Source organism: Desulfovibrio sp. Huiquan2017, assembly GCF_017351175.1.
Taxonomy (GTDB): Bacteria; Desulfobacterota; Desulfovibrionia; order Desulfovibrionales; family Desulfovibrionaceae; genus Pseudodesulfovibrio.
Map to the genome: position 1 here is coordinate 95,011 of NZ_JAFMPN010000010.1, position 19,809 is coordinate 114,819.

The following is a 19,809-nucleotide window of genomic DNA, read 5'->3' on the forward strand; positions in this document are numbered from 1 at the left end:
CCACATCGTTTCTGGTTGTCCTTATCGGTGTCGCGGAGCCGTTTTACCCCGCGAAAAGCACAGCACTTGGTTTTTAACGGGTTTAGTCCTATAGGAAGACCAACGCGAGAATGTCAAGTCGCTGAGCACTCTACAACTTTACGCCATCTGCTTGAAATAAAAATATTTTTTTACAAGCTTGACCTTAAAATACCCTCTTTCGCAAACAATATCAATCCGTTGAAGCGACATTGAGAGAAACTTTCAGGAGCCCGCATTGCAGCTTACAAGCGAGATTTTCACGACCGACCCGGCGGCTATCCACGCCCACGGCGACCACCTCTTCTGGACCGGCAGCATCCCGGAATCGCTGACGAATTCCATAGCCGAATTCGGCCAATCCGCCCCGGTGCTCGTGTTCGAGAGAAGCGGCGCTCTGGAACTGGCCGCGGGCGCGGCGCGACTGGCCGTGCTGACCAGTCTCGGCAAGCCGGTCCTGGCCCGCCTGATCACGGGCGCGGACGCCCTTTCCCTGGGGTTGCTCTATCTGGCGGACAACGCCCACCGGCAACCCAACGACGCCATGCGTTTCCAGGCGCTGCAGTATTTCGCCCCGCTCATGGACCGGACAGCCCTGGAAGCGGACATCCTGCCCCGGCTCGGGGTCCGGGCCAAATCCAAGGATGCCCGTCTGCTCCTGGACTGGCTCGGGCTGCCCGCCCGCTGGCAGGCGCTGCTCGGCGACGGCTCGGTTCCCCTGGCCGCGGGCATGGTTCTCGGACGCATGAGCGAGACCGACCGCGACGCCCTGCTGCCTCTGTTCACCGGCATGTCCTGGTCCCGATCCAACGCGGTCAATGCCCTGACCTGGCTCTTCGAAGCAGCCCGAGTGGCGGGGCGTCCCGTGGCCGAGGTCATGGCCGAGGCCGGAATGAACGACCTGCTCGGGCAGGGCTTGTCGCCCAAGGACGCCATCGCCCGGCTGTGCGCCGCGGCCCGGCAGGTGCGTCATCCCGAATTGACCAGGCTGCGCGAACGCTTCGACGCGGCGGCCCGGACCGTAACCGCCGGGACCGACTGGCGGCTGGCCCAACCCGACAACTTCGAGACCGACGGCGCCGAACTCTCCGTGTGGATCAAGGATCGGGACCAACTCGCCGGGGCCGTCGAAGCGCTGCGCGCCATGGCCGACAATCCGGCCTGGGAAACCGTATTTCGTCCGGGCGGTGAACATGACTAGCCTGCCCGCCCACCTGCGCCGGATCGGCCACGTCTTCGTGGACGAATCCATGACCGACACCCCCGTCGCCCGCCGGGTGCGAGAACACCTCGACGCGGCTGGCCGGGGAGACATCCCCTGGACCGTGGTCCCGCCGGACGCCGACCGCGTGACCTTCGACCAAGGCGAGACCCAGGCCATATACCTCAAAGAATACAAGGGGCGTTTCCTGCGCTTCTGCCCCGGCACCCGCGCATACCACTGCTGCGGCTACCGGATCATCCACATCGGCGAGAACTGTCCCATGGCCTGCTCCTACTGCATCCTCCAAGCCTATTTCCAGGACCGGGTACTCAAGATCTGGGCCAACCAGGACGCCTTGTTCCGCGAGCTGGCCGACGGCTTCGGCGCGGACAGCTCCGCCCGCTTCCGGGTAGGTACCGGCGAATTCACCGACTCCCTCGCCCTGGAGCACCTGACCGCCTACAGTCGCGACCTGGTCCATTTTCTGGAAGACTACGACAACGTGGTCCTGGAGCTGAAATCCAAAGTGGTGGACCTCTCCTGGATGGACGGGACCACGCGCACGGACCGCGTCCTGCCCGCCTGGTCCCTGAACGCCCCGTTCATCAACGAGCACGAGGAATTCGGCGTATCCACCCTGACCGAACGGCTGGAGGCGGCACGCACTTGCACCGAGGCGGGCTTCAAGGTCTGCCTGCACTTCGACCCGATCATTCGTTTCGAAGGCTGGCGCGAGGGATACGGCGAGATCATCGACCGCATCTTCGACTACGTACGGCCGGAGCAGATCGCTTACATGTCCCTGGGCTCCTTCCGGTGCATGCCCCAGTTGACCCCGATCATCGAAGACAAGTTCCCGGAGGCCACCTACATCTATAATGAATTCGTGCCCGGCCTGGACGGCAAGGCCCGGCTGCTCCGCCCCTTGCGCGTGGAGCAGTTCCGGTTCATGGTCGACCGGCTGCGCGCCCACGGCATGGAGGAACAGCTCTACTTCTGCATGGAGTCCACCCAGGTCTGGAAAGAAGTCTTCGGCTACGCGCCCCGGGACTTCGGCGGCCTGGGCAAACGGCTCATGGCCCGGGCCTTCGGCGAATGACCAGCCAAACGACACGGAGGACACCATGCCCGACGAGCCAGAAAACCCCCTCTATGCGACCCACTTCGACCGGTTCCAGCGGTTCCGCGCCGTGGCCGATCTGCTCCAGCCCGTGCGGGCCTCCGGACCAAACGGACTGCTCATCCTGGACGTAGGCAGCTTCGACGTAGTTGTGGCCCTCGACGTCCTGAAGCATGTCCCGCCGGAAGAGCGCGCGCGTTCTTCCTTGCGGAAACGGCCCGCCTGGCGCACCAGACGCTCGTCGTCTCGTTTCCAGTCAGCGAATCGCCCCATGTGGAAAGGATTCTCGACGGGCTCGGGCTTGAGTACGAGCGGCACCCGAACGCCTGCCGGGCATCATGGATGGCCATGCACCGCTTGCGGGAGGACCTGAAGAAGGAGGTCAGCGGATTCTTCAACCGGCACTACTTCGAATTGGAAAACCGGGAGCCGGCCTACCGGGCCATCTATTTCTGCCGCCCGAAGGACGGACCGGCAAACCGGCCGGGCCGCCTGTAAGCGGTGCGGATTCGGGCCGCAAGTCGGCGAAACATCGTTTTTACTCCTTGCCAAGTGCGCAATCATGCGTTAGATACCCCCCGACTTTAAATTCACACATCCCGCCCATAACTCCGGGTGGTCCGTGATGGCACGGGCTCCTTATTGGACCGCGGGATGGACGAAAAACCCAGGAGATTATCATGGCTTACGTTACTATGAAGCAGATGCTGGAGACCGGCGTCCACTTCGGCCACCAGACCCGCCGTTGGAACCCCAAAATGCGCCCGTACATCTTCGGCGCCCGCAACGGCATCCACATCATGGACCTGCAGCAGACCGTCAAGATGTTCGCTACCGCCCATGATTTCATCACCAATACCGTGGCCAAGGGCGGCAAGGTCCTGTTCATCGGCACCAAGCGCCAGGCTCAGGAATCCGTCAAGGCCGAGGCCGAACGCTCCGGTATGTACTACGTCACCCACCGCTGGATGGGCGGCACCCTGACCAACTTCCAGACCATCAAGAAGTCCATCGACCGCCTCAAGACCCTCGAACAGATGTTCGAGGACGGCTCCATCTCCCGGTACACCAAGAAGGAAGCCGTGGGCATGAACCGCGAGGTCAAGAAGCTCAATCTGGCGCTCGGCGGCATCAAGGACATGACCGAGGCCCCGCAGGCCGCTTTCGTCATCGATCCCAAGCGCGAACAGATCGCCATCCAGGAATGCCGCAAGCTCGGCATCCCGGTCGTGGCCGTGGTCGACTCCAATTGCGACCCGGACATGGTGGACTACATTATCCCCGGCAATGACGACGCCATCCGCGCCATCAAGCTGTTCGCCACCCACATGGCCGATGCCTGCCTTGAAGGCGCCGCCATGCAGAAGGACTACGAGGCCAACGCTAAAGCCGAAGCCAAGGCCGCTGCCGCCGCCAAGGAAACCGAAACCGAAGAGAAGGCCGAGGCTCCTGCCGAGGCCGCTGCCGAGGAGAAGTAATAATGTCGATCACCGCCGCACAAGTGAAAACCCTGCGCGAAAAAACCGGCGCAGGCATGATGGATTGCAAGAAAGCCCTGGCCGAGTCCGGAGGGGACGAGGAAAAGGCCGTCATGTACCTCCGCGAGAAAGGGCTGTCCAAGGCCGCCAAAAAGGCCGGACGCGCCACCTCCGAGGGTCTGGTCACTCCCTACGTTTCCGAGGACGGCAAGACCGCCGTCATCGCCGAGCTTCTCTGCGAGACCGACTTCGTCGCCAAGGGTGACGACTTCCAGGCCTTTGCCGCCGCCCTGCCCGGCAAGATCGCCGAGCTGGACGTGACCACCGGCACCGCCGACGACCTGCCCAAGGAAGTCGCCGACGTGACCGACCTGATCGCCAAGCTGGGCGAAAACATGGCCGTGGGCCGCTTCGCCAAGATCGTCACCGACGGCGTCATCGGCGTCTACATCCATTCCAACAACAAGCTGGGCGTCATCGTCGAGCTGACCGGCACCGACGACGTCGAGGTCGCCAAGGATGTGGCCATGCACGTGGCCGCCATGAACCCGGCCTGCATCTCCCCCGCGGAGCTGCCCGCCGAGACCCTGGAAAAGGAAAAGGTCCTGTACCTCAAGCAGGCCATGGACGAGGGCAAGCCCGAAGCCATCGCCGAAAAGATCGTCACCGGCCGCCTGAACAAGTTCTACAAGGACGTCTGCCTGCTCGAACAAGCCTTCATCAAGGACGACAAGCAGACCATCAAGCAGATTCTCAAGGGCGGCACCGTAGCCAGCTTCCACCGGCTGGCGCTCGGAGAAAAGGCCGAGTAATCCGACTGCCGAAAAAATGAAAACGGGCCGCACGGCCCGTTTTTTTTGTCCGGAAAACATGCTATCGCCTTGGGGCGAGATCGTAACGCAACCAATCATACACGCAGGGGTATCCATGACGAAGACGCGTTATTCGCGGATTTTATTGAAATTAAGCGGCGAAGCCTTGGCCGGAGACCAGCAGTTTGGCATCCACCCGGAGGCCATCGGCCAGTTCGCCAAGGAGATCGCGGAAGTAGCCGCCACCGGCCTGCAGATGGCCCTGGTCATCGGCGGCGGCAACATCTTTCGTGGCATGGCCGCCTCGGCCAAGGGCATGGACCGCGCCCAGGGCGACTACATGGGCATGCTGGCCACGGTCATGAACGCCCTGGCCGTCCAGGACGCGCTCGAAAAGAACGGCTGCGACACCCGGGTCATGACCGCCCTGTCCATGGCCGACGTGGCCGAGCCGTACATCCGCCGCCGGGCGCTGCGGCACATGGACAAGGGCCGCGTGGTCATCTGCGCCGCCGGTACCGGCAACCCCTACTTCACCACCGACTCGGCCGCCGCCCTGCGCGCACTCGAACTCAAGTGCGATGCCATCTTCAAGGCCACCAAGGTGGACGGCGTGTATGACAAGGACCCGGTCAAATACGCCGACGCGGTCAAGTTCGACACGGTCTCGTACATGGAAACCCTGGAAAAGCGGCTCGGCGTCATGGACTCCACGGCCATTTCCATGGCCCGGGACAACAACCTGCCGATCATCGTCTTCAACCTGTACAAGGAAGGCAATATCCGCAGGGCCGCCAACGGCGAAAACATCGGAACGACTGTTCAAGGAGACTAATATGCAAACCGTACTCGACGACGGCAAGAAAAGAATGAACGGAGCCCTCGGTTCCCTGGACAAGGAATTCGGCAAGCTGCGCACGGGCCGGGCCACCACCGCCCTGGTGGACTCCATCCAGGTGGATTACTACGGCACGCCCACGCCCATCAGCCAGCTCTCCTCCGTATCCGTGCCCGATTCCAAGACCATCACCATCCAGCCCTGGGACAAGGGCGCTTTCGGTGCGGTGGAAAAGGCCATCCAGACCTCGGACCTGGGCCTGAATCCGGTCAACGACGGCAAGATCATCCGCATCTCCATTCCGCCCCTGACCGAGGAACGCCGCAAGGAGTTGGTCAAGGTCGCCAAGAAGTACACCGAGGACGCCAAGATCGCCATCCGCAACGTGCGCCGCGACATGAACGACGTGCTGAAGAAGATGGAAAAGGACAAGACGATATCCGAGGACGACCTGCACCGAGGTGAAGGCGACGTCCAGAAGATGACCGACGAATACGTCAAGAAGGCCGACGAGGCCATGGCCGCCAAGGAAAAAGAGATTCTCGAAATCTAGGGCCCATTCTTGAGCAACATGCAAATTCCCACCCACATAGCCGTCATCATGGACGGCAACGGCAGGTGGGCCAAACAGCGCGGGCTGCCCCGATCCGACGGCCATCGGGCCGGAACCGAGGCGGCTCGCGCCGTGGTCACCCACTGCCGCGAACTCGGTGTGCGTTTCCTGACCCTGTACACCTTTTCCAAGGAAAACTGGTCACGGCCCAAGGACGAGATCGGGACCCTGTTCGACCTGTTGACCACCTTCCTCAAACGCGAGGAAAAAAGTCTCAAGGAGCAGGGCATCCGCCTCAATATCCTGGGCGAGATCGACGCCATGCCCCTGGCCGTACGCCAGGTGCTCCGACATGTCATGCGCCAGACGGCCCAGTGCGAGGACATGACCCTCAATCTGGCCCTGAGCTACTCGGGCCGTGATGAGATCGTCCGCGCGGCCAGAGCCCTGGTCGCCAAGGGCGTGCCCCCGGAAGCGGTCACCGAGGAGGCCTTCGCCGCCGAACTATGGACCGCGGGCCAGCCCGACCCGGACCTGATCATCCGCACCAGCGGGGAACTCCGGTTGTCCAACTACCTCCTGTTCCAATGCGCCTACGCGGAACTCCACTTCACGGACATCTACTGGCCGGACTTTACCCCGGCGGAACTGGACAAGGCCATCAAGGACCTGAACAGCCGCCAGCGCCGCTTCGGCAAAACCGGCGAACAACTGGACCACGCATAGGATGCCCGGCCTTCAATCGGGCCGGCGTGTTGCCCCCGCCCGGCAAATAGCGTAAAGGGGACAAATTCACGAGACTCCCGGAATCACCACTAACCGCTGAAATCACCATGGATATCTCCCCACACAAGCAACGAATCGCCACCAGCGCTGTCCTGGCCATCCTTCCGACTCTGGCACTGATATTCCAGGGGTGGGTCCTGTTCGCGGTTCTCGCCCTGTTCAGTGTCCTGACCCTGTGGGAGTTCTACTCCATGTTCCGGCCGGTGCAGTCCATGACCGCCTTCAAATCCCTGGGAGCGGCCTTCACCTTTCTGCTCATGGGCGCCTACACCACCGGCGATCTCCGCTACCCCGGCGTCATCCTGGCTCTGGCCTTCTGGGCGTCGGCCATGGTTTTCCTGCTGCGCTACAACCGGGACGTAACCGCGTCCTACCGACATGCCGCCATCTTCCTGGCCGGACTCTTCTACATCCCGATGAATTTCCATTTCCTCCTGTCCTACGACAGGCTGGAACTCCTGCTCGTCCTGGGCGCGGCCGTCATCTCGGACACCGCCGCCTTCTATGTGGGCACCTGGCTCGGCAAAAAGAAAATCTGGCCGCGCATCAGCCCCAAAAAATCCTGGGCCGGGTCCCTGGGCGGACTGACCGCCTGCACCGCCGCCACTTTCGCCTGGGGCTTCGCCTTCGGCCTGCCCGAGGTGGTCTGGTGGAAATGGCTGCTGCTCGGCGCGGCCCTGAACATGGCCGCCCAATTCGGCGACTTCTTCGAGTCGGCGCTGAAGCGCTCCCTGGACATCAAGGACTCCGGGATCATCCTGCCCGGCCACGGCGGCCTGCTCGACCGCGTGGACAGCCTGCTTCTGGTCATCCCCTGTTACGGGCTCTTCTCCATGTTCCAGCCCTTCTTCCCCTAAGGCGCACCGCCATGAAAACCTATATTTCCACCTGGCCCGCCACGGTGCCCAGTCCGCCCTTCCCGCGCCGGCTGGTCATCCTCGGGGCCACCGGCTCCATTGGCGACTCGGCCCTGAAGGTGGTCGCCAAGCATCCCGAGCGGTTCACCGTCACAGCCCTGGCGGGCGGACACAACGGCCGGAAGCTGGCCGCGCTCTGCGCCCGGTTCAAGCCGAAGTACGCCGCCGTGCTCAACGACACAGCGCGCACGGAATTTCTCGACAACCTGCCGGACGGCCCCGGCCCCGAGCTTCTCGTCGGGCCCGACGCCTATGTGCGCCTCGCCGCGCTGGATGAAGCGGACCTGATCCTCTCCGCCATCGTGGGAGCCGCGGGCTTTGCGCCCACCCTGGCCGCCGCCCGGGCGGGCAAGATGATCGGTTTGGCCAACAAGGAATCCCTGGTTTTAGGCGGCCATCTCATCCGCGCCGCATGCCGGGCATCCGGGGCCGTGGTCCTGCCCGTGGATTCTGAGCACAATGCCCTGTTTCAGGGCCTGGCCGGGCACGGCAAGGACGAGGAGATAGAGCGCCTCATCCTGACCGCCTCGGGCGGTCCCTTCCGGGGCAAGGATCGGGCGTTTCTCCAAACCGTCACCCGCGAACAGGCCCTGGCCCATCCCAACTGGCGTATGGGCGCCAAGATTTCCATCGATTCCGCCACGCTGATGAACAAGGGGCTCGAACTCATCGAGGCCTGCCACCTCTACGGGCTGCCGCCGGATCGGATCGACGTGGTGGTCCATCCCCAGTCCATCGTCCACTCCCTGGTGGAATACGTGGACGGCTCGCAACTGGGCCATCTGAGCAACCCGGACATGCAGGTGCCCATCGCCCACTGCCTGTGCTTTCCCGAACGCGTCACCGTGGACGTGCCGAGGCTCCGCCTGGCCGAAGCGGGCTCCCTGACCTTCGAAGCGCCCGACCTGGCCGCCTTCCCCTGTCTGCGCCTGGCGCGCGAGGCCTTCGACGCCGGGCCGAGCCACCCCATCGTGCTCAACGCAATCAACGAAATCGCCGTGGATGCCTTCCTTCATGAACGCATCGGCTTCACCGACATCCCGGACATAATCGAAGCCGGACTTGACCGCCATACCGCCGTGGACGTATCCACGCCCGAGGCGGTCCTGGCCCTGGACCGCGAGATCCGAAGGGAAACCGAGGCCAGCCTCTAGCCAATCATCCGAGGATGGTTATAGTTATCCGAGCCGCACGCTTTTTTTACCAACGCGGCGACACGAGGAATACATGATCACGAGCACCATCGCCATTGTCCTGGTACTGGGCGGACTTATCTTCTTCCATGAACTGGGGCACTTCACCGTGGCCCGAATCTTCGGCATGGGAGTCAAAGCGTTTTCGCTGGGCTTCGGGCCCAAACTGGTCGGCTTCACCTCCGGCAGGACCAACTACAAGATATCCCTGATCCCCCTGGGCGGCTATGTGGCCTTGGCGGGCGAACAGGGCGAGGAAGAAACCGACTTCCCGCCCGACAAACTCTTTTCCAACCGCCCGGCCTGGCAGCGCCTGTGCGTGGTGGCCGCCGGTCCTTTCTTCAACTTCCTGCTCGCCTTCCTGATCTACTGGTTCCTGGCACTGGCCCAAGGCCAAGCCGTGGTCCTGCCCCTGGTGGGCGGAGTCCTGCCCGACTCCCCGGCCGCAGCGGCCGGATTCGTCAAGGGGGACATGGTCACGGCCATAGACGGCGCGTCCGTGGACTCCTGGACCCAGATGGTCGAGACCATCCGGGCCGCCGAAGGCGAACCGCTCCAGGTGGTCGTGGACAGGTCCGGCGAGAAGCTGACCCTGACCGTCACCCCCAAAGTGAATACCTTCAAGGACCTGTTCGGCGAAGAGGTCACCGTGCCTATGGTCGGCATCAACCAGGCCGGGCAGGTGCGCTACGAGCCCATCGAAGGTCTGGGCATCTGGCCTGCGGCCCAGCAGACCTGGTACATGTCCGCAGTGGTGGTCAAAGGCTTCCTGTCCATCATCGAACGGCTCATCCCGGTGGAATCCGTAGGCGGCCCGATCATGCTCGCCCAGTTGGTCCATGAGTCCGCCCAAAGCGGCTTCTACTCCCTGCTCGCCATGATGGCGGTCATCTCCATCAACCTGGCGATCATCAACCTCCTGCCCATCCCGGTCCTGGACGGCGGCCACATTCTCTTCTTCGGCCTGGAGATCGTCTTCCGCAGGCCGCTCAACGACCGTTGGAAGGCCATGTCCATGCGCGTCGGCCTGCTCCTTCTGCTCCTGCTCATGAGCCTGGCCATCTTCAACGACGTGCGCCGGCTCCTGGGCTAGGTCCACCATGGCGATGCCCAAGCCCATCCGCCCGCACGACCTGACCCTGGTCCTGTCCGGACCGGAGGAACGGCTCCAGCTCGTTCTGGGCCAGCCCGGCCCGGACGGTCTCGGGCTGCTCGCCTCGCGCCAGTGGACCGTGCCCGGCCAGTCCGTTCGCTTTCTGGCGCCGGGCCTCCAGGCCGCGCTTGACGAATTCGGTCTGGATGCCTCGGTGCTTGCGCGCATCGCCTGCGTGCGCGGCCCCGGCAGCTTTACGGGTCTGCGACTGGTTCTGGCCGCCGCCGAAGGCGTGGCTGCGGGCCTGTCCCTACCCCTGGCCGGACTCGATTACCTGCCGCTGCTGGCCGCCGGTCCCGGCCCGCTGCTGGCCGGCCCGCTGCACGTTCTGACCTACGCCCGGCGCGGCCTGGTCTACACGCAATCCTTCGACTGCCCTAGCCTGACCGAAATCGCGCCCCTGGACGCCCTGCCCCTAGAGCAGGCCGCGGCGCGCATGGCCGAATTCGGGCCCGCAGCGCACCTCATGGGCACCGGCCTGCGCAAGAACCCAGATTTTTTCACCAAACTGGCCAAAGCCAATCCCGGCTACACCCTGCTGAGTGCCGCCTTCGACAACCCCACGCCGGAACATCTGCTGACCTCGGCCGACCAGGCCCTGTTCACCGGTGAATCCATCGAGCCCATCTACGTGCGTCCTTCCGACGCCGAGGCCAACCTGGACCAGATTGCGGCCAAGCGCGGCCTGGATCCGGACGAGGCCCGCCAAAAGCTCGAAAGCCTGCGCCGGGCCTAGCCTCCGAGACGACCGGATCGCGCGCCCCGGCGCATGCTCCTCTCCGGGAAGAACCGATCCCACCGCCATGCACGGCAACCATCCGGACCGGACGGACCGATCGACCGCTCCAACGCCGGAGAGTTGCTACACTCCGGCCATGCTAACGCCCTACGGCTGTAACCTGCCGAGGATAGAGCATTCCCTATAAGGAGCTGTTCCATGGACCCCATACGCGTACTTTTCGTCTGCCCGCACAACAGCGGCCGAAGCCTTATGGCCGAGGCCTTCCTGCAACGCCTCGGCCAGGGACGGTTCGCGGCAAGAAGTGCCGGGACCGCTCCCACCACCGTGGCTCCCCTGGTCCGGGAGGTCATGCGCGAAGCCAATTTTGAATTCCGGGATCACGGCACCGCCGACATCCGCGACCTGCTGAGGGAAAAACCGCCCTACCACTACGTCATCACCACCTCCGGCCCGGACGAGCTCCGGGACATGCCGCCCCTGCCCGGCCAGACCGTCCGCCTGAATTGGCCCTTTCCCGACCCCGAACGGGTCACCGGCTCTCCGGAGGAACGTCTGGCCGCCGCCCGCGCCATCCGCGACGACATCCGCACCCAGGTTATCCGCTTTTTGCACGACCTCGCATAGGGCCTTCCCCTCCCCCAAATGCCGGGCCGCGCTCCACCAGGGGGCCCGCACTATCCCGCAAAAAAAGGCCGATCTGACGATCGGCCTAAAAAAATCTCCTGGAGCGCACCGGTGTGGCGACTCCGGGAGAACATGCGGGGGGCTGGGTTAGGGGGTGAGCCGATGGGTGGTGTTTTCAATCTGCCGTCCCAGTGGGGTCTGCAGGGAAATTTCCCGCTCCACCTTGGTGATGCCCTTAAGTACGGTGGAATGTTTTCGGCCAAGACGTTCCCCAATAGACTTGAGGGATAGCTCGGTGTGCTTGCGGGCCAGATAAAAGGCGGTGTTGCGGGCCAGGACCACGTCGCGCTTGCGGCTCTTGGAACGCAATACATCTTCGGACAGCTCATAGCACTTGCAGATGAACTCGATGATGTGGGCGAAATCCGGAGAGGAATTCTGCACGGCGTAGTTTTCCAGCACCTCCCAGGCCAGGTTCATGGTCACATCGCGGTTGAGCAGACGGGCCTTGAGGACCAGGTTGTTTAGGCAGCTTTCCAACTGGCGGATGTCGGTGGTGATACGCTCGGCCAAAAGTTCGGAGACCTCCACCGGCACGGAAATCTGCATGCGGCGGGCCTTTTCGAGGATGATCCGGCGGCGGGTCTCCATGTCCGGACGATTGATGTGGGCCAGAAATCCGGAACAGAACCGGGAGACCAGACGGTCATCCACCTTGGAAAATTCCTTGGGCATGAAGGAGCTGGTCAGGACCGCCTTGCAACCGCGCTCGCGCAGGGCGGTCAGGGTGCAGAGCAGTTCTTCCTGCATCTTCTCTTTGCCCTGAAAGAAATGCACGTCTTCAAGGAGCAGAACGTCGATGGCTTCGCGGAACTGGGCCTTGAACTGGTCCACCTGGCCGGACTTGAAGGCCAGCACCCATCGGGTGGCAAACTCTTCGGAGGACAGGCAGGCAACCTTGAGGTGCTTGCGGTTGGAGGTGCGGCACAGTTCGTTGCCCACGGACCGGAGCAGATGGGTCTTGCCCAGGCCCGGACCGGAGCTGAGGAACAGATGGTCGGAGTTGAAGGCGGTGGACCCGATGGACTTGCTGGCCGCGCAGGCCAGTTCGTTGGACGGTCCCACGACGAAATCGTCGAAGGAAAATCGCCAGTTCGAGACCGTCACGGGCTTGATGGTCTGCCCCAGGGGCAAGCCCATATGCCGGGGAGCGCGCTCCGCGACCGCCGTTTTCCTGCCGACGGCGGGGGCCGCCTTGACGTCGGGCTTGCGCGCGGCAATGGTGATGGTGATGCGGGGTTCCGCGCCGAGAATCTCGGCGGCGGACTCGCGGATGACCTGGAGCAGGCGGTCGCGGACCCAGTTGGCCACGAACTCGTTGGGCGCGGTCAGAGTCAGGCGATTACCGTCCACGCGACCTTGAAGGGGCTTTATCCAGACAGTGAAGAGACCAGGGTTGAGGCTCTTTTCGAGCGAGAAGAGTATTTGCTTCCAGGCAGTGTCAATCATGTTGTGTGGGATAGTGTATCGAGTGGGAATGGACAATTCGCGTTATTCAATGAAACGGCAAAGACAGGAACAGATTATCGACAGCGCGCCAAGCCGTCAACCATTTGTAATTTATTTATTTATTTTAAAACCCACAGTGCGCCGACGTTTTCAGCCGGATCAGTTTGAAACATCGGTGTAACAAGGGTTTTCTGGGTCTTGATTTTTTCTAGATGAACACATTATCAACAGTTGTTGAAAATCTTTTCCACAGTATAAAATGTAAATTTCGACAAATTCTTCATGATTACACTCTTTTTCTTGTCCGTCATTTCCGATTTGTGACAATCTGTTTCCTACGCAATCGGGAGTATTTTGACGGCGCCAATCGTAATGCATTGAAATAAAAAGACATTAAAAATAAACAACTATTTCTATACAAAACATTCGTCTAGGTCCGTACCCCGAATATTCCGCAAAACCCCCGCAGCCCAAGGGCTGCGGGGGAACAGGCGGTTAGGAACAAGTGCAATACATCGAATTAAAAGATAAAAAAATAATCGCGACCGAAAGACCAGGGAGGACAAGGGGTCTCGGAGGCGGGAAAAAATCCCAGTCTATGGAAAATTAATTAGCCCAGCTCCTGGCGGGTCGGATATTTTCCGCAGGCGAATTTCGGTGATTCCGGGCAATATCCGAGCTGTTCGCAACGCGCTCCGCCGTTGGCGAAAATGGCGGGCAGCTTCTCCTTACAGATGTCCAGCATCCCGTTGGCCATGGCCCGGACTTCCCATTGGGCCCGGTTGCAGCAGCGCAGGTGAAAGAAGTGGTGCAGACTGCGGCAGTTCATGGTCATGACGATCTTGGTCTCGGCCGCCTGGGGCAGGACGAAGCGCGCATCCTCGTTCGCCTTGGACTGGCGGCCGTGGGCCACCAGGATGTCGCGCAGGTCGGAGTAGGCGGACTGCACCTCGGCCATGAACGACTCGAAGCGCTCACGCGCTTCGGGAATCTTGGCGATGGCCGGAGGCAGGATATAGTCCATGTCGTTCTCGGCCACGTAGCGCTGGCTCTGCTGGGAATAGGAGGCGATGCGGTGCCGGACGACCTGGTGGGAGCAGGCCCGGGAGATGCCCTCCACGGCGAAGGTCATGGACACGTGCTCGACGGGGCTGTCATGGCCCGACTCCATGGTCTTGGCCACGAAGTCCGCCTGGACCTGCGGGTCGATTTCGCCGGAGAGCAGCTTTGGCCACATGTCGGCCACGAACCCGGCATGGTAGCACTGCCGAAACGCGGCATAAATGAGGGACAGGGCGTCGGGGGTCATGGTCAAAAGTTCGACCCTGAGTTGCTTTTCCGGCATGTATCGAGCTCCAATTCTATTCTATATGTAGGGTGAAAGGTTTTCTGCTTACCGCAAACCGGCCGGGCTGTCATCCGGCCCGGACCTCGGCTAGTAGCCTATCTTCTCCAGCGCGTCGTCCATCAGTTCGCCCGGCGTCCGTGTTCCTTGCAGGATAAAGTGGAGCACACTGTAGAAGATCGGCTCCACCTCGGCCAACCGGGCCGAGAGCTCCCGCCACAGGGCGTCCGTGTCCGCCACGCCGTCACGCTCGGCCACCCGGCCCGCGAGCAGACGGGTATCGGCCATAAGGTAGAAGACCTTGCCCGCCCCATGGATGAGCGGCCGGACATCGGGGTGATCCGCCAGCCGGTCGGGCAGAACGATGATGGCGCCGCGCCCCGCCAGGGCTTCGGCGGCCGCCCCCGGAGCCTCGGGCGAGAGCACGGGCTTGCCGGTGCGCTCGGCCAGCAATCGGGCCAGTTCCGACCGGCCCGAGCCGGGCAGGCCGAGAAGGACCACGTTGCCCGTCTCCCGCCACGGGTCGGCGTAATCCTCGCGCCGTTCGCCCCGGGCGTACCCCTTGGCCGCCCCGGCATCTTCCACATCGTATTCCTCATTAATGAGATATTTGACCATACGTCTCTCGCTGGTTGCAAGTTTGTGTTGCCAAGTGGAAGGTATCAAGTAGGATGGCCGAAAGGCAAATCCAAAACCGACCGCCATGCCCAAGGAACTGATCCACTTCAAAACCGCCGAAATGACCGCCGCCCGGCTGGCCGACACCCGTTTCGCCTCCGGCCTGGCCGCCCGGCCTCAAGGTGTGCTCCTCGGAGCCGTGTTCCACGACGCGCTGTTCTTCGGGGCCATGCCCCGTGCCCTGCCCATGGCCAAGCTGGCCCACCGCCTCCACGGAGCCCGGGGCGAGGACACCTACGCCCTGCTCCGGCTCCAGGCGCGCCACGCGGCCGGGACGCCGGACCGGGATCTGGCCGCAGCCCTGCTGGTGGGCATGGCCTCGCATCTGTGGGCGGACACGGTCATGCACCCCATGGTCTGGCATCTGACCGGCGATTACTACGCCGATTCCCGACGCGAAAAATCCCTGGCCCGCCAGCGCCACCGCGCCCTGGAATCGCTCATGGATATGATCGCCTGCCCGGAGATGATCGACCGCCCCCTGTACCGCATCCGCAATCTCCTCGCTTCTCTGGGCCCGCTCCTGTTCGAGGCCCTGCCCATGAAAGGACTGGCGAACCTGGCGAATGTGAGACCCGGACGGGCGGTCCCGGCACTGGCCTCGGCCTTCGGGCTGTTCGCCCGCTTCCAGGCCCTGTTCCCGCGGACCGGGCTGGCCAGGACCCTGCATGCGGCCGCGCCCTGGTTGCCGGACACGGCTCGGGAACTCGCCGCCCTGTTCTACGCTCCCCAATGGCTCGACCAGGCCGGACGCATCAATGAAGTCATCCGCTACCACGACCCGGTATCCGACGCGGTCCGCGAGGAAAGCCTGGCCCGCCTCATGGACCGGGCGGCGGATCGGGCCGCCGCCCTCTGCCGCCGCCTGGAACCGGCGGTCTTCGACGGAACCGGGCCCGTCCTGCCCGAGACCGGGCCGTCCCTGGATTCCGGCAGGCGGGGCGCAGGAACCGGCGACATGCGCCACATGGCCGACGACCTGTTCCCAAAGCTTCCGCAACATTCCCGCTAGCATGTTGCTCCGACAACGCAAATGCCGTATTGTTTCCCCGTAGTCCCCACCCTCAACCAGGAGCCATCATGAAAAAATACATCTTCATCGGCGCAGGCGTCATCCTCGCGGGCATCATCACCGCCATCGTGCTCGTCATCCTCAACCTCGGCGACTTGATCAAAACCGCCGTGGAGGAATTCGGGCCGCCCATCACCAAAACGGAGGTCCGTCTCGGTTCCGCCGACATCTCCGTCCTGTCCGGAGCCGGAACCCTGACCAATTTCTACCTGGGCAACCCCCGGGGATTCAAAATGCCCAGCGCCATGGAGTGCGGAACCATCCGGATCAAGGTGGACACCAAGTCCCTGACCTCGGATAAGATCATCATAGAGGAAATCTACATCGACGGCCCGGTCATCAGCTATGAGAAGCGGGGCAACACCGACAACTTCCAGACTATCGTCAACAACATCAAGAAGACCGTGGCCGGAGAAAAGAAACAAACGGCCAAGGGGACCGAGGGAAAGACGTCCGAGACCGGCTCCGAGAAAAAGATCCAGATCAACGACTTCATCGTCAAGAACGGCAAGATCAACCTGGGCGGTTCGTTGCTCGACGCCTTCGGCGACCAGGGCATGGGCATCAACCTGCCCGACATTCACCTGAAGGACATCGGCAAGGACTCGGAAACCACCCCTGCCGAGGCGTTTGCCCAAATTCTCGGCGAGATGACCGGCGATGTGACCGGTACGGTCACCCAGGTAACCAAGCAACTCAAGGAAGCCGTGGGCAAGGCCGTGGAGGGCGCGATGGAAGGCGCGGGCAAAGCCGGCGATTCCGTGGGCGGAGCCATCAAGGGGCTGTTCGGCGGCTCTTCCGAATAACTGTTTCTCGACAGAAAACCAGGGGCCGTTCCGGGATTCGCCGGGGCGGCCCCTTTCGTGTGCGCCCGCCCTTGCCGTCCACGCACCGAATGCAGTACAGGTCCAGGATATGAGCGCCACCCCGTACACCGCCGAAGCGGTCCTCGACCACGACTCCCTGACGGACCTGCGCGTCCGCGTCCAGGGCAAGACCTGGCACCTGTGGGGCCGCAAGGGGCGGGAGCGGGAGACCGAGCTGGCCGACGCCGTGCCGGACGACGGCCTGCCCGTACTCCTGGGAGCGGGACTGGGACACGCCCTGGACCTCCTGTTGGCGCGCGGCCTGCCCGTGGCCGTGGCGGATCGGGAGAGCGGACTGCTCGGGCTGACCGGGGCCCTCGACGGGCGTTCCGCCGAAACCTGTCTGCACCTGGACGACCCGGACCCGGCCGAAGCCCTGAAACGGCTGGCCCGGTGGAGCGAGAAGCACGGCGGACGCACGCCGATTCCGGTGATCCTGCCCCTGTACCAGCGACTGAACCGCGACTGGTACGGCACCCTGGCCCAGACCCTCAAGGCGGACGCGGCCACGGGCTTCTGGTCCCTGGCCCGCTATCCCAAATTCCGTGCGGCGGCCCCGCGCGTGCTCTTCTTTGACTCGGACTATTTCCTGTGCCGGGAGATCCTGGCGGCCCTGGACCGCCTCGGCGTGGCCCACCGCACCCTGCCGCTGAACGACCGCGAGACCGGCTCGGGCGCGTTCATCGAGGGGTTGCTCAAGGCCGTGATCGCCTTCCGCCCGGACATGGTGCTGACCGTCAACCATTTTGGGCTGGACCGCGAAGGCAAGCTGGCCGGGCTGCTTGCGGATCTCGGCCTGCCCCTGGCCTCCTGGTTCGTGGACAATCCACGTCTGATCCTCTTCGACTACGACCACCCCGGCACGGACAACACGGTCATCTTTTCTTTCGACGCGGGCAATCTGGACGAGATGCGCGACAGGGGGTTTGAACACGTCCATTACCTGCCGCTTGCCACCGACCCGCATCGTTTCCGGCCGCGCGCGGGCGGGGCCCCATCCGCCTGGACGGCCCCCTTATCCTTTGTGGGCAGCTCCATGACCCGGCCCGTGGCCAAATCCCTGGCCCTGGCGGGGTTGCCCGCTCCCCTGGCCGGGGAATATGAAGCCGTGGCCGGAGTCTTCGGACGCTCGGGCGAGACCTCCGTGACCAAGTTTCTTGAAGCCGAACGGCCGGACTGGCTGGCCGCCGTCCGGGGGCTGGAGTCGCGCGAACAACGGCTGGCCGCCGAATCTTTGCTCACCTGGGAGGCCACCCGGCAGTACCGACTGGCCTGCGTGCGGGCCACCCTGCCCTTCTCCCCGCTCGTGGTGGGCGACAAAGGCTGGACCGGACTCCTGGGCAGCGCAAAGGCGCGGTTCCTGCCTCCTCTCGACTACTATGCGGACCTGCCCCGCTTTTACCCTCGATCCACGATCAACTTCAATTGCACCAGCCGCCAGATGAAGGGCGCGGTCAACCAACGGGTCTTCGACGTTCCGGCCTGCGGGGGCTTCCTGCTGACCGACCACCGCGAGCAGATGGAACAACTCTTCGACCTGGACCGCGAAGCGGCGGTTTATCGAAACGTGGAGGAAATCCCCGGCCTGGTGGAACGGTTCTCGGCCGATCCGACGGCACGCGAAAAGATCGTCCAGGCCGCCGCCCGGCGCATCCTGGCCGAACATACCTACGAACACCGCCTACAAAGGCTTCTTGAAATCCTGCGCGAAACCTTCGCCTGAACCGGCCGGACCGCCGGTACGGGTTTCAGACCGACAACGCCGGTAGATGCGGCAAATCCGGCCGCCCATCCGGTAGCCCGGCCGCGTTCGGCGCGCCCCGGACCGGGCCATTTTCTTCCGACAGATTCACCGACATAAAAAAGCATTCATTCGACCTAAAGTTTTCTCCACGCCAGTCGATGAAGTGGTCAACAAAAGAAAGGTTTGTCCGGCGGAACGTGATTCGTCGGAATGCTACCTAGGCATGGAAGCCAAAACAATTTCAAGGAGGAAATTATGTCCCTGGTTATCAACCACAACTTGATGGCGATGAACGCTTCGCGCAACTTGGGCGTGTCCTACGGCAACCTGGAAACGTCCACCCGTCGCCTGTCCTCGGGTCTTCGCATCACCCAGTCGTCCGACGACGCCGCCGGTCTGGCCGTTCGCGAACTGATGCGTTCCGACGTCAAGTCCCTGCAGCAGGGCATCCGTAACGCCAACGACGGCATCTCCCTCATCCAGACGGCTGACGGCGCGCTCGGCGTTATCGATGAAAAGCTGATCCGCATGAAGGAACTGGCCATGCAGGCCTCCACGGGTACCTACAACTCCGACCAGCGCCTGATCATCGACTCCGAGTATCAGGCCATGGCTTCGGAAATCACCCGTATCGCCAACTCCACGGACTTCAACGGCATCTACCTGCTCAACGGCAACCTGTCCGGCGCGACCCACGACGGTTCCGGAGTCAAGGCCTCGGGCAAGCTGAAGGTCCACTTCGGTACCGGCAACGATTGCTCCGAAGACTACTACTACATCCAGATCGGCACGGCCACGGCCTCCTCTCTGGGTGTCGGCTACGGCGCAACCGGCAGCGCGGGACGCTCCATCTCCACTCAGGAGCTGGCGCAGCAGGCCCTGGAGGTCCTGGACAAGGCCATCATCTCCAAGGATAAGATCCGCGCCAACCTCGGAGCCCTGCAGAACCGCCTGGAAAACACCGTTACCGTTCTGGAAGTCCAGGCCGAGAACATCCAGGCCGCCGAATCCCGCATCTCCGACGTCGATGTGGCCACCGAGATGACCGAATTCGTGCGCAACCAGATTCTGACCCAGTCGGGTATCTCCATGCTGGCCCAGGCCAACAGCATGCCGAGAATGGCCCTGTCCCTGCTCGGCTAGGCAGCAATCGCATC

General features: G+C 63.0%; 20 protein-coding genes. 17 read left to right on the top strand and 3 right to left on the bottom strand.

Annotated features, from left to right (window positions below; translation table 11 throughout):
• Positions 1 to 256 precede the first annotated feature (256 nt).
• The 13 genes from J0909_RS09990 to J0909_RS10050 all read left to right on the top strand — a co-directional run bounded on the left by J0909_RS09990 (position 257) and on the right by J0909_RS10050 (position 11,438).
• The gene (locus tag J0909_RS09990; protein WP_207262509.1) at positions 257 to 1,219 is read left to right on the top strand and encodes a hypothetical protein; all 963 of its coding nucleotides are present in this window, start codon (positions 257 to 259) and stop codon (positions 1,217 to 1,219) included.
• Positions 1,212 to 2,321, top strand: a complete 1,110-nt coding sequence (locus tag J0909_RS09995) for an SPL family radical SAM protein (protein WP_207262511.1) — start codon at positions 1,212 to 1,214, stop codon at positions 2,319 to 2,321. The genes J0909_RS09990 and J0909_RS09995 overlap by 8 nt, the downstream gene beginning before the upstream one ends.
• Positions 2,322 to 2,615: 294 nt before the next feature.
• The gene (locus J0909_RS10000) at positions 2,616 to 2,840 is read left to right on the top strand and encodes a hypothetical protein (RefSeq protein WP_207262513.1); all 225 of its coding nucleotides are present in this window, start codon (positions 2,616 to 2,618) and stop codon (positions 2,838 to 2,840) included.
• Positions 2,841 to 3,022: 182 nt separating this feature from the next.
• On the top strand, positions 3,023 to 3,820 hold the full coding sequence (gene rpsB, locus J0909_RS10005) for a 30S ribosomal protein S2 (protein WP_207262515.1): 798 nt from the start codon (positions 3,023 to 3,025) through the stop codon (positions 3,818 to 3,820).
• A 2-nt stretch (positions 3,821 to 3,822) separates the two neighbouring features.
• Positions 3,823 to 4,632, top strand: coding sequence for a translation elongation factor Ts (gene tsf, locus J0909_RS10010; RefSeq protein WP_207262518.1), 810 nt, complete (start codon positions 3,823 to 3,825; stop codon positions 4,630 to 4,632).
• Between the two features lie 115 nt (positions 4,633 to 4,747).
• A complete protein-coding gene (gene pyrH / locus J0909_RS10015; protein ID WP_207262519.1) occupies positions 4,748 to 5,467 on the top strand; it encodes a UMP kinase in 720 nt (239 codons plus the stop codon).
• A gap of 1 nt (position 5,468) precedes the next feature.
• Positions 5,469 to 6,023 carry a ribosome recycling factor gene (gene frr, locus J0909_RS10020; RefSeq protein ID WP_207262521.1) on the top strand — a complete coding sequence of 185 codons (555 nt, stop codon included), beginning with the start codon at positions 5,469 to 5,471 and terminating at the stop codon, positions 6,021 to 6,023.
• Positions 6,024 to 6,041: 18 nt separating this feature from the next.
• Entirely contained in the window at positions 6,042 to 6,749 is a 708-nt protein-coding gene (gene uppS, locus J0909_RS10025) for a polyprenyl diphosphate synthase (protein ID WP_207262523.1), read from the top strand.
• A 107-nt stretch (positions 6,750 to 6,856) separates the two neighbouring features.
• Entirely contained in the window at positions 6,857 to 7,666 is an 810-nt protein-coding gene (locus J0909_RS10030; protein WP_207262525.1) for a phosphatidate cytidylyltransferase, read from the top strand.
• 11 nt (positions 7,667 to 7,677) lie between these two features.
• A complete protein-coding gene (gene dxr, locus J0909_RS10035; protein WP_207262527.1) occupies positions 7,678 to 8,880 on the top strand; it encodes a 1-deoxy-D-xylulose-5-phosphate reductoisomerase in 1,203 nt (400 codons plus the stop codon).
• Positions 8,881 to 8,953: 73 nt separating this feature from the next.
• Positions 8,954 to 10,012, top strand: coding sequence for an RIP metalloprotease RseP (rseP, locus tag J0909_RS10040; RefSeq protein WP_207262529.1), 1,059 nt, complete (start codon positions 8,954 to 8,956; stop codon positions 10,010 to 10,012).
• Between the two features lie 7 nt (positions 10,013 to 10,019).
• On the top strand, positions 10,020 to 10,808 hold the full coding sequence (tsaB, locus tag J0909_RS10045; protein WP_286181938.1) for a tRNA (adenosine(37)-N6)-threonylcarbamoyltransferase complex dimerization subunit type 1 TsaB: 789 nt from the start codon (positions 10,020 to 10,022) through the stop codon (positions 10,806 to 10,808).
• 201 nt (positions 10,809 to 11,009) lie between these two features.
• Complete coding sequence (locus J0909_RS10050; RefSeq protein WP_207262531.1) at positions 11,010 to 11,438, top strand: arsenate reductase ArsC; 429 nt, start codon at positions 11,010 to 11,012, stop codon at positions 11,436 to 11,438.
• A 147-nt stretch (positions 11,439 to 11,585) separates the two neighbouring features.
• Here J0909_RS10050 and dnaA read toward each other — a convergent pair whose 3' ends face one another.
• From dnaA to J0909_RS10065, 3 genes are all read right to left on the bottom strand, one after another.
• On the bottom strand, positions 11,586 to 12,947 hold the full coding sequence (gene dnaA / locus J0909_RS10055) for a chromosomal replication initiator protein DnaA (RefSeq protein WP_207262533.1): 1,362 nt from the start codon (positions 12,945 to 12,947) through the stop codon (positions 11,586 to 11,588).
• 610 nt (positions 12,948 to 13,557) lie between these two features.
• A complete protein-coding gene (thyX, locus tag J0909_RS10060) occupies positions 13,558 to 14,292 on the bottom strand; it encodes an FAD-dependent thymidylate synthase (protein WP_207262535.1) in 735 nt (244 codons plus the stop codon).
• 90 nt (positions 14,293 to 14,382) lie between these two features.
• The gene (locus tag J0909_RS10065) at positions 14,383 to 14,910 is read right to left on the bottom strand and encodes a hypothetical protein (RefSeq protein WP_207262537.1); all 528 of its coding nucleotides are present in this window, start codon (positions 14,908 to 14,910) and stop codon (positions 14,383 to 14,385) included.
• Between the two features lie 85 nt (positions 14,911 to 14,995).
• Here J0909_RS10065 and J0909_RS10070 point away from each other — a divergent pair, with 85 nt between their 5' ends.
• The 4 genes from J0909_RS10070 (at position 14,996) to J0909_RS10085 (ending at position 19,795) form a co-directional block, all read left to right on the top strand.
• Positions 14,996 to 15,982, top strand: a complete 987-nt coding sequence (locus J0909_RS10070; RefSeq protein WP_207262539.1) for a zinc dependent phospholipase C family protein — start codon at positions 14,996 to 14,998, stop codon at positions 15,980 to 15,982.
• Between the two features lie 68 nt (positions 15,983 to 16,050).
• The gene (locus tag J0909_RS10075) at positions 16,051 to 16,848 is read left to right on the top strand and encodes an AsmA family protein (protein ID WP_207262541.1); all 798 of its coding nucleotides are present in this window, start codon (positions 16,051 to 16,053) and stop codon (positions 16,846 to 16,848) included.
• Between the two features lie 109 nt (positions 16,849 to 16,957).
• Positions 16,958 to 18,631 (top strand): CgeB family protein, encoded by a 1,674-nt coding sequence (locus J0909_RS10080; protein ID WP_207262543.1) that lies wholly within the window; start codon positions 16,958 to 16,960, stop codon positions 18,629 to 18,631.
• A gap of 276 nt (positions 18,632 to 18,907) precedes the next feature.
• The gene (locus tag J0909_RS10085; RefSeq protein ID WP_207262545.1) at positions 18,908 to 19,795 is read left to right on the top strand and encodes a flagellin N-terminal helical domain-containing protein; all 888 of its coding nucleotides are present in this window, start codon (positions 18,908 to 18,910) and stop codon (positions 19,793 to 19,795) included.
• The last annotated feature ends 14 nt before the right edge of the window (positions 19,796 to 19,809 follow it).